Source organism: Pseudomonas sp. GL-R-19 (assembly GCF_019956375.1).
Taxonomy (GTDB): domain Bacteria; phylum Pseudomonadota; class Gammaproteobacteria; order Pseudomonadales; family Pseudomonadaceae; genus Aquipseudomonas.
The window spans coordinates 1-13,413 of the sequence record NZ_JAHBDJ010000011.1; the positions used below are offsets into that span (position 1 = coordinate 1).

Genomic DNA, 13,413 nt, shown 5'->3' on the forward strand with positions numbered 1-13,413 from the left:
CCCGTGGCGTCGGCAAGCCGCCGGCGACCTCTGGGCACAAGGGTACGACCCGACCTTCATCAAGCCACTGCGCAAGCTGATCGAACGGCCCGCTGGCCCCGCCGTCGTAACGAACCCGGTGGCCCAACAGGCAGCGGCTGACGAGAATTTTCTGCATGATCAGAACGGCTCGTTACCGCGCCGGCGGAACCAGCCGGTCAGCGACAGGCGATCCCGGGTCGCGGGCAGGACTTCGTGGGGCACCTCTGCGGAGAGAAACACCACCAGGCAGCCGCCGATAGGCTGCACGTCTTGGACGCGATCATTGTCGAGGTACATGCGCAATTGGCCGCCGTGCTCGGGAAGCCAGCCGTCATTGAGGTAAACCACCACCGAAACCATGCGCCGGTCGTCATCGCGAAAGCGGTCGACATGCTTCAAGTAAAAGGCACCGGGCGGGTACATCGCAAAATGGCTTTCGAAATCCTCCAGGCCGAGAAACAGACCGCGATTGATCGCCTCGCGCAGGCTGCCCATCAATCTCAGGTAGCTGTCGCAAGCCTCGGCCTGGCCGGGGTCGATCCACTGGATATGGTCGCCACGAATCCCTTCGCGGATCTCCGATGACGGCCCACGACCCACGGCGGCCGGAGCCAGTTCACCCTCGACAGCACGCTTGCGACACTCGGCCGCCAGCGCCTGGGTCAGATCCAGAGGCAGGAAAATATTCTGCTGCGACCAACCGTGCTCGGCCAGATCGTCGACGATTCGTAACAGCAGCGGGTGATCAGAGGATATTTGCATGCCGCGCATAGTATTCCTGTACCCGCAAATCCGACAGAGCCGCGCAGCGGGCTGATACGAATTCTCGACAAGTACGGATGCCGCACGGAGAATAGTCGCCTGCTGAGTGGAGTCCCTATGCGCCGTTTGCTTTTATCACTGCTGATGTTCTGCGTATTGCCCGCCTGGGCAGACGGTCACGACCAGTTGTACAAGGTCGCCGGCTGGCCGGAACAACGCGCGCATTTCAACGACGCCCTCTCGGCTGCTCAGCAACGCTATCAGGGCAGCCTGCCTCCAGCGGTGTTTCAGGCACTGGTCAATAACAGCAATCAGCGTTTTTCCGCCCAGGCCGTGGACCAGCGTGCCGAAGCGCAATTGCGCAATAAGCTCGCCAACCCCAAACCCGCGCTGACGTTTTTCCAATCGCCCCTGGGCAAGAAAATCGTCGCCGCCGAGCTGCTGGCGACCCGTCGCGACCAACTGGCAAAAAACGCCAAGGGTCTACCGAAAATGCAGGCCAGCGACAGCCGTCTGCTGATCATCGGCCATTTGGCACAAGCCCTGCCCGCCCGCGAGGCCGGCGCGGAAGTCAGCCTGGCGATTGCTGGCGTCGCCGCCGATAGCTTGAGCTCGATGATTCCCGGGCTGCTCGGTGCCGGTCAGGCACAGGGCATGCTGAACGGACAACGCCAGCGCCTGATGGACCAGATCGGCAGCGATATCAACAACACGCTGTTGTATGTCTATCGCGACCTGTCGGACGACGAGCTGGAAGAGTTCGCGACCTTTGCCGAATCGGCGGAAGGCCAGGCTTATTATCAGGCCGCATTGGCTGCGATTCGGGCGGGGTTGGCGGTGGGGCAGAGCAATTCGAACCTGACCCAATGAATTTCGGTGCCAGATAGATCGCTTTCGCGAGCAGGCCCTCACTGTCGCTAGGAGTTCCGGCCTTTTATCCGCCGGGTCAAAAACCCGAAATACTCCTGCCGCATCACCAACGTTTCATTCGCCAGATGATGCCGTGCCTCGGGCAGCATCAGCACCTGCGGCCGATCAAACTTGCCCCGCAAAACGTCAAGGTTGTGCTCCCAATCCACTGTCATGTCGGCCTGACCCTGCACGATCAGCGGCCGCCGCGTGCTCGTGGGTGCGGCTTCGATACGCTTGATCCAGCGTGCCAATGCGCCCACCCAGGCTGTCGGCAGGCGAAGCGGCTGCAACGGATCTGCTTGCAGGAACGGCAAAAACGCCGGGTCGTTGGAGTTCTCGCTGAAACGCCGGGCGATGGCTTTGACGAAAGGCTTGAGCAGGTAGTAACTCAGTTGCGACCAACCCCACGCCCGCGGCCGCACCAGCGGCGACAGCAGAATCACCTGACCCTGCGCCGGGCTACTCACCCCCGCATTCAACACATGATCGATCACGATCGCCCCGCCGGTACTCTGCCCGCACAGGTGCCACGGTTGCGGCAAGTCGAGGGATTGCGCTTCGCCGAACAACCCTTGCAACGCGTCCTGATACTCGGCGAAATCCTTGATGCTCGCCCGTTCGCCACTGGACAAGCCGTGTCCCGGCAAGTCGCAGGCAATCACCGCAAAGCCCTGGTCCAGCGCCCACTCGATCACATGCCGGTAGAGCCCGGTGTGATCGTAAAAGCCGTGGATGACAAACAGCGTCGCCTTCGCCCGCTCGGGCCACCAGAACTGGCTGACCAGCTCATAACCATCGACCTCGAACCGCCCAAGGCCACTGCGCACCTGACGCTGCGCAAAATCCAGCCCGTAGAATCGCTGGTAAGCTTGCGCCTGTGCTGACAACGGCTGCCCGGCTGCCAGAGGCAGCAAGCTGGCGCGTAGAAGATCAGGGTCGAAAGTAGCCGGCATGGACGATTCCAGAACGTGAAACGGACTTTATAGGCCTGCGATATTCATCTGTCGCGGCAAGCATGGCAAGCTAGCCGACCTTCGAGGATTGAACCGATGCGCCCGCCCTTTCGCGCCACCCTGTTTGCCTGCCTGCTCGCCGTGGTGTGTGCCGGCGTGTTGTGGGCGGCCTACGACTGGTTCCAGGGGCGTTACCTGCGCACGTTCAGCGAGCACACCGCGATGTTTTCGGGGGATCCGCTGCGCCTTCCCGAATCCCTCGCCGGCCCTGGCGCCATCCGCCTGGTGCATTTCTGGGACCCGGCCTGCCCGTGCAATGTCGGCAATCAGCAACACCTGACCGAACTGGTCGAGCGCTATGTACCCCATGGCGTGGAATTCTATGTCGTGCAAAAACCCGGTAGCCACGGCCAATTGCCGGGTACCTTGAGCAGCCTCAAATCCATCGACATCCTGCCCGGCTCCGAACAAGTCCCCGCCAGCCCGGCCGTGGCGATCTGGGATCGCAGCGGCAAACTGGCGTACTTCGGCCCCTACAGCGAAGGCCTGACCTGTAATTCCAGCAACAGCTTTATCGAGCCGATTCTGCAGGCGCTCGATGAAGGCCGTGCGGTGAGTGCCACGCACACATTGGCTGTGGGGTGTTACTGCCCGTGGCCTGTCGATCCCGCGAAGTAGGCAAAGACCTGGTAATACGAATCCCTCCTACGGGCGATGCGTCAGACTGGCGCGTCGTGCTACACAGTGGCACCAGGAATCACAATAACAACAAGGAGTCACCATGAAACGCAGCCTGACCGCTCTCGCTCTGCTGATCGTCATGCTGGCCGCCGGGGCCGGCTGGTACCTATACAGCAAGCAGCCGTCACGCCAGGGCATGGTGGAACTGCAACATCTGCAAGGCTCTGTCACCGTGCGCTACGACGAGCGCGGCGTCCCGCATATCCGTGCCGACAACGAAACCGACCTATACCGTGCCCTCGGCTACGTCCATGCCCAGGACCGCCTGTTCCAGATGGAGGTCTTGCGTCGCCTGGCCCGTGGCGAACTGGCTGAAGTGCTCGGGCCGAAACTGCTCGACACCGACAAACTGATGCGCAGCCTGCGCATTCGCGAACGCGCCGAAACCTACTTCGCGAACCTCGACAAGCAGTCGCCCTCCTTCATCGCCATGCAAGCCTATCTGGACGGCATCAACCAGTATCAGGACAGCCACGCAAAACCCGTGGAGTTCGACGTGCTGGGCATTCCAAAACGCCCATTCACGGCCCAGGACACCATCAGCATTGCCGGGTACATGGCCTACAGTTTTGCCGCGGCATTTCGTACCGAACCCTTGCTGACATTCGTGCGCGATCAACTGGGGCCTGAATACCTGAACATCTTCGATCTCGACTGGCAGCCAAAAGGCATGCTCAACGGGACCGCCCCCTCATTGGCCAGCGCCGACTGGAAAGACCTCAACGCCCTCGCCCGCCTGAGCGAACAAGCCCTGGCCGACAACGGCCTGCCACAGTTCGAGGGCAGCAACGCCTGGGTCGTCGCGGGCAGCCGGACCCAAAGCGGCAAGCCGCTGCTGGCGGGTGATCCGCATATCCGTTTTTCCGCGCCGTCGGTGTGGTACGAAGCGCAGCTCTCGGCGCCGGGCTTTGAACTCTACGGCCACTATCAGGCCCTGATGCCGTTCGCCTCCCTGGGCATGAACCACGACTTCGGCTGGAGCATCACCATGTTCCAGAACGATGACCTCGACCTGATCGCCGAGAAGGTCAACCCGGACAACCCCAATCAGGTCTGGTATCGCGGCAAGTGGGTGGACATGACGACCAGCGAGCAGCAGATCGCGGTCAAGGGCCAGGCGCCAGTCACCCTGGTGTTGCGTCAATCGCCCCACGGCCCGATCGTCAACGATGCTCTGGGCAGCGGCGTCGGCAAGACACCGATTGCGATGTGGTGGGCGTTTCTCGAAAGCCAGAACCCGATACTCGAGGGTTTCTATCAGCTCAATCGTGCCGACACCCTGGCCAAGGCCCGCGGTGCCGCGGCGAAAATCCAGGCCCCGGGCCTGAACGTTGTCTGGGCCAATGCCAAGGGTGACATCGGCTGGTGGGCGGCGGCGCAATTGCCCAAGCACCCGGTGGGGGTTCGCCCGTGGTTCATCCTCGACGGCAGCACCGCCGAGGCGGACAAGGATGGCTTCTACCCGTTCAGCGCCAACCCCCAGGAAGAAAACCCGGCGCGGGGCTACATCGTCTCGGCCAACTTCCAGCCGGTGTCACCGACCGGCATGGAGATTCCCGGCTACTACAACCTTGCCGATCGAGGTCAGCAACTCAATCGTCAGCTCAGCGACAAAGCGCTCAAATGGAACCTGGAAAACAGCCAGCAGCTGCAACTGGGCACCACCACCGCCTATGGCCCGCGCCTGTTGGCACCGCTGTTGCCGGTGTTGCGTGAAGTGGTGAGCGATCCCGCCGAACTCAAACTGGTGGAGCAACTCGTCCAGTGGAAAGGCGATTACCCGCTCGACTCGATCAGCGCCACGCTGTTCAACCAGTTCCTGTTCAACCTGGCTGACGCGACGATGCACGATGAGCTGGGCAACGACTTCTTCGAAACGCTGCTCTCGACCCGGGTGATCGACGCCGCGTTACCCCGCCTGGCCGCCAGCGCCGATTCACCGTGGTGGGACAACCGCGGCACACTCGGCAAGGAAACCCGTGCCGACACGGTCAAGGCGGCCTGGCAAGCCAGCCTCGCGCACCTCAAGACCGCCCTCGGTGCAGACTCCGCGCAATGGCAGTGGGGCAACGCGCACACGCTGACCCATAGCCATCCACTGGGGCAGCAAAAGCCGCTGGACCTGGTCTTCAACGTCGGCCCCTTCGCCGCACCCGGCACCCATGAAGTGCCGAACAACCTCTCGGCGAAGATCGGCCCGGCTCCGTGGCCTGTCACCTACGGCCCTTCGACCCGGCGCCTGATCGACTTCGCCGACCCGGCCCACAGCCTGACCGTCAACCCGGTCGGCCAGAGCGGCGTACTGTTCGACAGTCACTATGAGGATCAGGCCGAGGCCTACATCGAGGGGATGTACTTCCAGGCACATCTCAATGACGAAGAAGTCACGGCCAATACCCGCAGCACCTTGAAGCTGTTGCCGGCGCGAGTTGCGCAGTAGAACTTTACTGACAGGGCTGGCCCCATCGCGAGCAGGCTCGCTCCCACAGGGATCTCTGTCGAACACAAATTTTGTGAACACCAGAAAAACCTGTGGGAGCGAGCCTGCTCGCGATGGGGCCCTGACAGACAACAACAATCTCTGCTCAAACCATCGCCGCAAAATTCAGTCTGAACTGCTGCGGCGTTACCCCCAGCCTGCGATTGAACACACTGCGCATATGCTGGGCATCGCGGAAACCGCATTGATAGGCCACGGTCTTGAGCGGCGCGCGGGTGCTTTCGAGCATCACCCGCGCCGCATCGACCCGTGCACGCTCGACAAACTCGGCCGGGGTGATTTTCGCTTCCCTGGCGAACACCCGGGAGAAGTTGCGTGCACTCATATTGGCGGCATTGGCCAGGTCGGCGATGGTCAAATCTCCCGTCAGGTTGGCCAGCACGTAATGCTGGACCATCGCCACCGCCGAATCCGGTTCGGCGTGGGGCACAAGGAACGGGCTGAATTGCGATTGCCCGCCCGAACGCTGGGTGAACACCACCAACCGCTTGGCGACATTCAACGCCACTTCCGGCCCGTGATCCCGGCCCAGCAGGTACAGGGACAGATCGATGCCCGCAGTGACCCCGGCCGAGGTGAACAGCTCCCCGTCCTCAACATACAGTCGATCCGCTTCCACCCGGGACGAGGGGCACAGCGCCGCCAGATCCGATGTGTCCTGCCAGTGCGTGGTGACCGTGCGCCCCTCCAGCAACCCCGCCCGAGCGAGTATAAACGCGCCATTGCAGATCGAGCCAAAGCGCTTGGCCCGCGCGCAGGCATCGCGTAGCCAGGTGTCGAATGCCGCGCCGAAACTCATGAACGGCAACTGCGGCCCCCCAGCCACCAGCAGCAGGTCATAAGCCTCCAGCGCTTCGCTGAAATGCCGATGGGCATTGAGTGCCAAACCGTTGGAGCACGCCATCATTCCGCGCTCGACGCCGATCACCTCAAGACGATAGTGATCCTGCGGGGCAAGGAAACGATTGGCCTCGGAAAACACATCCATGGGCCCGGTGACATCCAGTGACTGGACGCCGGCGAACACCACGATAGCTACGGTTTTACTCATGACGTGAATCGCCCTCCAGGGATCTGATTGCACCATCCCCTGTAGGAGCGAGCTTGCTCGCGATGTACACAAGAGCGCCGCGCTCATCCAGGCAGCCCCCGCCATCGTTGACGTCCATCGCGAGCAGGCTCGCTCCTACAGAGACTGCGTGCACCCTAGCCAATCCACAAGCAACAAGCGAGGTTGGCGCGATATGCACGCTCATTGGCCGGGATCGCAGCCATGGATCGATTGTCCGGTTTCGGGGGCCGGAACAGACTGAAACCCTCATCACGAAGAGGAAAACTCCATGAGCACCACCATCGCCGGCATCAGGATCCCGGACAGCGCGCTGGCCAAGGCCACCACCGAATACATCCGCGACATCGAGTCCGACCTGCTCTACCACCACTCACGCCGGGTGTTCCTGTTCGGCGCACTGAGCGGTGAGCGCAAGCGATTGGCCTACAACCCGGAGTTGCTGTACGTCGGCGCGATGTTCCATGACCTGGGCCTGGTGCAGGGTCATCGCAGTGACAATGAACGCTTCGAAGTCGATGGAGCCAATGCGGCAGCCGCATTTCTCAAGCCTTACGGATTGAACGATGACGACATCGAACAGGTCTGGCTCTCGATTGCCCTGCACACCACACCGGGCGTGCCTCAGCACTTGCGGCCTACTGTGGCGCTGGTCACGGCGGGCGTCGAGATGGACGTGCTGGGCATGGACTACGCGGCGTTTTCCAGCGTGCAGCGCGAAGCGGTGGTGCATGCGCATCCACGGGGCGAGGGATTCAAGGAGTGCATCATCTGCGCGTTTGCCGATGGTTTGCGCCATCGTCCACAGACCACGTTCGGTAATGTGAAGACCGATGTGCTGGCGGATCAGGAGCCGGGGTTCAAGCCGATGAACTTCGTCGAGGTCATCCGCCAATCACCCTGGACTGCATAAAAACCGCGTAGGAGGGATCGGGTTGGCCACAAGGGCCAACCCGACTTCAGGCTCAAGCCGCTTCCGGTGCCTGTGCGCGACGCACGTCCGGCTGCTTCCACGAATCGGCTGCCGCTTCTTCGATCGCTTGCTGGATCGCACGCTTGCGGCTTTCTTCGGCACGACGGCTGAAGAACCAGACCATGAAGGTCACGATCGACACTGCCAGCAGGATCAAGCTGGCCACGGCGTTGATCTCTGGCTTCACCCCCAGACGCACCGCCGAGAACACTTCCATCGGCAGGGTCGTGGAACCCGGACCCGACACGAAGCTCGCCAGCACCAGGTCATCCAGCGACAGCGCGAACGACATCATGCCGCCCGCTGCCAGCGATGGGGCGATCATCGGGATGGTGATCAGGAAGAACACCTTCCACGGCTTCGCGCCCAGGTCCATGGCCGCCTCTTCGATGGACAGGTCCAGCTCGCGCAAACGCGCCGAGACCACCACCGCCACATAAGCCGCGCAGAACGTGGTGTGGGCGATCCAGATGGTGACGATGCCGCGCTCCTGCGGCCAGCCGATCATCTGCGCCATGGCCACGAACAGCAGCAACAGCGACAGACCGGTGATCACCTCAGGCATGACCAGTGGCGCGGTGACCAGGCCACCGAACAGGGTGCGGCCCTTGAAGCGCGTAATGCGCGTCAGGACGAACGCCGCCAATGTACCCAGTGCCACCGCCGCCACCGCCGTGTAGCAGGCGATTTCCAGCGAGCGCACCACCGAGCCCATCAACTGGCTGTTGTCGAGCAGGCCGACGTACCACTTGATCGACCAGCCACCCCACACCGTTACCAGTTTGGAGGCGTTGAACGAGTAGATCACCAGGATCAGCATCGGCGCGTAGATGAATAGCAAACCCGCTATCAGCATGAAACTTGAGAAACGGAAGCGCTTCATTCCTTGCCCTCCATTTCTTTGGCCTGACTACGGTTGAACAGAATGATCGGAACAATCAGGATCGCCAGCATCACCACCGCCAGGGCAGACGCCACCGGCCAGTCACGGTTGTTGAAGAACTCCTGCCAGAGCACTTTACCGATCATCAGTGTTTCCGGACCGCCCAGCAGTTCCGGGATCACGAATTCGCCCACCACCGGGATGAACACCAGCATGCAGCCTGCGATGATGCCGTTCTTGGATAGCGGCACGGTGATTTTCCAGAAACTGTTGAAGGTGCTCGAACCCAGGTCGGATGCGGCTTCCAGCAGGCTCTGGTCGTGCTTCACCAAGTTGGCGTACAGCGGCAGGATCATGAACGGCAGGTAGGAGTAAACCACGCCGATGTAGACCGCCAGGTTGGTGTTGAGGATCTGTAGCGGTTCGTTGATCCAGCCCATGCTCATCAGGAAACCGTTGAGCAGGCCGTTGTTGCTGAGGATGCCCATCCACGCATAAACGCGGATCAGGATCGCGGTCCAGGTCGGCATCATGATCAGCAGCACCAGCACCGTTTGCATTTCCTTGCGGGCGACGGAGATGCCATAGGCCATCGGGTAGCCGATCAACAGGCAGAGGATGGTGCTGAACAATGCCATCTTCAACGAGCCGAGGTAAGCGGCGATGTACAGCTCGTCACCGGCCAGCATCGAGTAGTTGCCCAGGTTAAGCAGCAACTGCAGCTTCTGCTCGGCGTAGCTGTAGATTTCGGTGTACGGCGGAATGGCCACGTCTGCTTCGGCGAAACTGATCTTCAGGACGATGAAGAACGGCAGCATGAAGAACAGAAACAGCCAGATGAATGGGATGCCGATGACCACCTGACGGCCACCGGGAATTATTCGATTGAGACGGCGTTTGAATTTGCGCATGTTCATGAGCGAAGCACCACGCCGCTGTCGTCTTCCCAGTACACGTAGACCTGATCACCCCAGGTCGGACGCTGCCCGCGACGTTCGGCGTTGGCCACGAACGACTGCACCAGCTTACCGCTTGGCAGTTCGACGTAGAACACCGAGTGGCCACCGAGGTAGGCGATGTCATGCACCTTGCCGCTCGACCAGTTGTACTCGCAGGTCGGCTTTTCGGCGGTGACCAGCAGTTTTTCCGGACGGATCGCGTAGGTGACCGACTTGTCCTGCACCGAGGTGCTGATGCCGTGGCCCACGTAGATCTGGTGGTCCATGTCCTTGCAGGTAATGATCGCGTGGCCCTCGGCATCGTCGATCACTTCGCCTTCGAAGATGTTCACGTTACCGATGAATTCGCAGACCAGGCGGCTGGTCGGGGTTTCGTAGATGTCGATCGGGCTGCCGATCTGGGCGATCCAGCCCAGGTGCATGATCGCGATGCGCTCGGCCATGGTCATGGCCTCTTCCTGGTCGTGGGTCACCATGACGCAGGTCACGCCGACGCGCTCGATGATCTCGACCAGCTCCAGCTGCATCTGCGAACGCAGCTTTTTGTCCAGTGCGCCCATCGGTTCGTCGAGCAGCAGCAATTTCGGACGCTTGGCCAGGGAACGGGCCAGGGCCACACGCTGACGCTGGCCGCCGGACAACTGATGCGGCTTGCGCTTGGCGTACTGGCTCATCTGTACCAGCTTGAGCATGTCGGCCACCCGCGCATCGACTTCAGCGGCCGGCAACTTGTCCTGCTTGAGGCCGAAGGCGATGTTCTGCGCCACCGTCATGTGCGGAAACAAGGCGTAGGACTGGAACATCATGTTGATCGGCCGCTCGTAGGGCGGCATGTCAGTGATGTCTACGCCATCGAGGAAAATGCGCCCCTCCGTGGGCCGTTCGAAACCTGCGAGCATGCGCAGCAACGTGGATTTGCCCGATCCCGAGCCGCCGAGCAGAGCGAAAATTTCGCCTTTCTTGATTTCCAGGGACACATCGTCCACGGCAATCGTCTCGTCGAACTTCTTCGTGACCCGGTCGATTTTGACCAGTACCTGTTTAGGTGACTGGTCGCCCTCGAGGGCTTTCTTATAGGCGCCGGAGGCAACTGCCATTTACGAAACTCCCAACAAAATTTTCAGTTCGCTCAAGGTGAGCCTTGAAACTATTTACCCGACTTGACCTTGGTCCAGCTGCGGGTCATCAAACGTTGAATATTCGGCGGCAGCTCGATGGACACGTAGGTCTTGTCGAGCACCGCTTGCGGTGGATAAACCGCTTCGTCGGTGCGAATGGACTGTTCCATCAGTTTGTCCGACTTAGGGTTTGGGTTGGCATAGCCGACGTAATCACTGACCTGGGCAATCACCTCAGGCTTGAGCAAATAGTTGATGAAGGCATTGGCCTGCTTCACGTTGGCCGAGTCCTTCGGAATCGCCAGCATGTCGAACCAGAGCGCGCCGCCCTCTTTCGGGATCGAATAGGCGATGTTCACGCCTTTCTTGGCTTCTTCGGCGCGATTCTTCGCCTGGAAGATGTCGCCGGAGAAACCGATCGCCACGCAGATATCGCCGTTGGCCAGATCCGCGATGTATTTCGAAGAGTGGAAGTAGGTCACGTAAGGTCGCACTGCAAGCAACTTGGCGGTGGCCTTTTCGTAGTCCTTGGGATCGGTGCTGTTGGCATTCAGGCCCATGTAGTTGAGCACTGTCGGCATCATTTCATCGGCGGAGTCGAGGAAGGCTACACCACAGCTTTGCAGCTTCTTGATGTTCTGCGGCTCGAACAGCACGCCCCAGGAATCAATGGTGTCGACGCCCAGCACAGCCTTGACCTTGTCGACGTTGTAGCCAATGCCATTGGTGCCCCACAGGTACGGCACGGCGTACAGATTGCCCGGATCGTTCTGTTCCAGGCGCTTGAGCAGCACCGGGTCGAGGTTCGAATAATTCGGCAGCTGCGACCTGTCGAGCTTCTGGAATGCCCCGGCCTTGATCTGTTTGCCGAGGAAGTGGTTCGACGGCACGACCACGTCATAACCGGTACGCCCGGCCAACAACTTGCCTTCCAGGGTTTCGTTGGAATCGAAGACGTCATAAACCGGCTTGATACCGGTCTCTTTCTGGAAGTCGGCCAGGGTGGTCTCACCGATGTAGTCCGACCAGTTATAAATATGCACGGTGCCGGCGGCCTGGACACTGACAGCAATCGTCAGCCCGGCGCCGACCAGCATGGCTTTGCGCAAGAAAGAAAAAACAGGCAAGTGGAGGTCCTCTGAAATTAGTTGGGCCCAAGTTGCCCCGCGCTACATGACAACCGTGGTTGCCCGGCAACAAAACCGGCGCGCAACTTACCCTCGAAAAACCGTTCCAGCAAAATTTTTATACAGTTGCACCTGTGGGAGCGAGCCTGCTCGCGATGGTCGTCAACGATAACGATGGGTGCCTGACACCCCGCGGCGCTCTCAGGTTCATCGCGAGCAGGCTCGCTCCTACAGGCTAATTACTTATTTACCGGATTTGATCTTGGTCCAGCTGCGGGTCAATTCCCGCTGAGTCGCCGCTGGCAGGTCGGCGATGGCATACAACTTGGCCAGCACATCGGCTGGCGGGTAGATGCCTGGATCGCTGGTGATGTCTTTGTCGACCAGAGCTGTTGCAGCGGCGTTACCGTTCGGGAAGCGTACGGCGTTGGTGATACCGGCCATGACTTCAGGCTTCTGCAGGAACGTCATGAACTTGTAGGCGCCCTGAACGTTCTCGGCATCCTTGGGAATCGCGACCATGTCGTAGAAGGTGCCAGCGCCTTCTTTCGGAATGGCGTAGCTGACTTTGACCTTGTCACCCGCCTCTGCGGCACGGGACTTGGCCTGCTGAACGTCACCCGAGTAGCCAACCGCTACACAGATGTTGCCGTTGGCCAGGTCCGAGATGTACTTGGACGAGTGGAAGTAGGTGATCGAAGGACGAATCTTGAGGAACAGATCCTCGGCTTTCTTGATGTCTTCTTTCTTCTGGCTGTCGGTTGGCAGGCCCAGGTAGTGCAGCGCGACCGGGATCATTTCGGTCGGCGAATCGAGGAAACTCACACCGCAACCCTTGAGCTTGGCAATGTTTTCCGGTTTGAGCAGCACGTCCCAGGAGTCGATGGTATCGACGCCCAACGCGGCCTTGACCTTCTCCGGGTTGTAACCGATGCCGATCGAGCCCCACATGTACGGGAAGGCGTGCTTGTTACCAGGGTCACTGACCGATACGGCCTTGAGCAGATCCTGGTTCAGGTTTTTCCAGTTAGGCAGCTTGGACCGGTCCAGCTCTTGATATACGCCGGCCTTGATCTGCTTGGCCAGGAAGTTGTTCGATGGCACGACCACGTCGTAGCCGGACTTGCCCGCCAGCAGTTTGGCTTCCAGGGTCTCGTTGCTGTCGAATACGTCGTAAACGACCTTGATCCCAGACTCTTTCTCGAAGTTCGCGATGGTGTCCGCAGCGATGTAGTCGGACCAGTTGTAGACGTGCAACACCTTGTCGTCCGCCTGAACCGCACCCGCCATCATGCCCGCGACGGACAGGGCGAGAAGTGTCTTGCCAGCAAGCTTTTTACCTAATGCCTTCATGCGTCATGCTCCAAATTTTTCTTTTTTGAACCACTTTGTTCA

General features: G+C 60.4%; 13 protein-coding genes. 4 read left to right on the forward strand and 9 right to left on the reverse strand.

Features of this window, described 5'->3' with window-relative positions:
- On the reverse strand, positions 1–157 hold a 157-nt coding region (locus KGA83_RS06355), incomplete at its 3' end, for a 2-thiouracil desulfurase family protein (protein ID WP_223529361.1).
- Between the two features lie 2 nt (positions 158–159).
- Complete coding sequence (locus tag KGA83_RS06360; RefSeq protein ID WP_223529137.1) at positions 160–792, reverse strand: 2OG-Fe(II) oxygenase; 633 nt, start codon at positions 790–792, stop codon at positions 160–162.
- 108 nt (positions 793–900) lie between these two features.
- Here KGA83_RS06360 and KGA83_RS06365 point away from each other — a divergent pair, with 108 nt between their 5' ends.
- Entirely contained in the window at positions 901–1,653 is a 753-nt protein-coding gene (locus KGA83_RS06365; protein WP_108217117.1) for a DUF2059 domain-containing protein, read from the forward strand.
- 47 nt (positions 1,654–1,700) lie between these two features.
- Here KGA83_RS06365 and KGA83_RS06370 read toward each other — a convergent pair whose 3' ends face one another.
- Positions 1,701–2,648, reverse strand: coding sequence for an alpha/beta hydrolase (locus KGA83_RS06370; protein WP_108217118.1), 948 nt, complete (start codon positions 2,646–2,648; stop codon positions 1,701–1,703).
- Positions 2,649–2,744: 96 nt separating this feature from the next.
- Between KGA83_RS06370 and KGA83_RS06375 the strand changes: the two genes are divergently transcribed.
- Both KGA83_RS06375 and KGA83_RS06380 read left to right on the forward strand, forming a co-directional pair.
- Positions 2,745–3,326, forward strand: coding sequence for a DUF6436 domain-containing protein (locus tag KGA83_RS06375; RefSeq protein WP_108217119.1), 582 nt, complete (start codon positions 2,745–2,747; stop codon positions 3,324–3,326).
- A gap of 103 nt (positions 3,327–3,429) precedes the next feature.
- A complete protein-coding gene (locus tag KGA83_RS06380) occupies positions 3,430–5,829 on the forward strand; it encodes a penicillin acylase family protein (protein ID WP_223529140.1) in 2,400 nt (799 codons plus the stop codon).
- 145 nt (positions 5,830–5,974) lie between these two features.
- On the opposite strand, the gene KGA83_RS06385 is transcribed toward KGA83_RS06380, so the two are convergent.
- Positions 5,975–6,940, reverse strand: coding sequence for a GlxA family transcriptional regulator (locus KGA83_RS06385; protein WP_108217121.1), 966 nt, complete (start codon positions 6,938–6,940; stop codon positions 5,975–5,977).
- 289 nt (positions 6,941–7,229) lie between these two features.
- Between KGA83_RS06385 and KGA83_RS06390 the strand changes: the two genes are divergently transcribed.
- Positions 7,230–7,871 (forward strand): HD domain-containing protein, encoded by a 642-nt coding sequence (locus KGA83_RS06390; protein WP_108217122.1) that lies wholly within the window; start codon positions 7,230–7,232, stop codon positions 7,869–7,871.
- A 52-nt stretch (positions 7,872–7,923) separates the two neighbouring features.
- Here the strand turns inward: KGA83_RS06390 and KGA83_RS06395 are convergent, their stop codons facing one another.
- From KGA83_RS06395 to KGA83_RS06415, 5 genes are all read right to left on the reverse strand, one after another.
- Positions 7,924–8,814, reverse strand: a complete 891-nt coding sequence (locus KGA83_RS06395; RefSeq protein WP_108217123.1) for an ABC transporter permease subunit — start codon at positions 8,812–8,814, stop codon at positions 7,924–7,926.
- Positions 8,811–9,692, reverse strand: a complete 882-nt coding sequence (locus KGA83_RS06400; RefSeq protein ID WP_256594946.1) for an ABC transporter permease subunit — start codon at positions 9,690–9,692, stop codon at positions 8,811–8,813. The genes KGA83_RS06395 and KGA83_RS06400 overlap by 4 nt, the downstream gene beginning before the upstream one ends.
- A 35-nt stretch (positions 9,693–9,727) precedes the next feature.
- A complete protein-coding gene (locus KGA83_RS06405) occupies positions 9,728–10,870 on the reverse strand; it encodes an ABC transporter ATP-binding protein (protein ID WP_108217125.1) in 1,143 nt (380 codons plus the stop codon).
- A gap of 50 nt (positions 10,871–10,920) precedes the next feature.
- Complete coding sequence (locus KGA83_RS06410; protein ID WP_108217126.1) at positions 10,921–12,018, reverse strand: polyamine ABC transporter substrate-binding protein; 1,098 nt, start codon at positions 12,016–12,018, stop codon at positions 10,921–10,923.
- 243 nt (positions 12,019–12,261) lie between these two features.
- Positions 12,262–13,371, reverse strand: a complete 1,110-nt coding sequence (locus KGA83_RS06415) for a polyamine ABC transporter substrate-binding protein (RefSeq protein ID WP_108217128.1) — start codon at positions 13,369–13,371, stop codon at positions 12,262–12,264.
- Between the last annotated feature and the right edge of the window lie 42 nt (positions 13,372–13,413).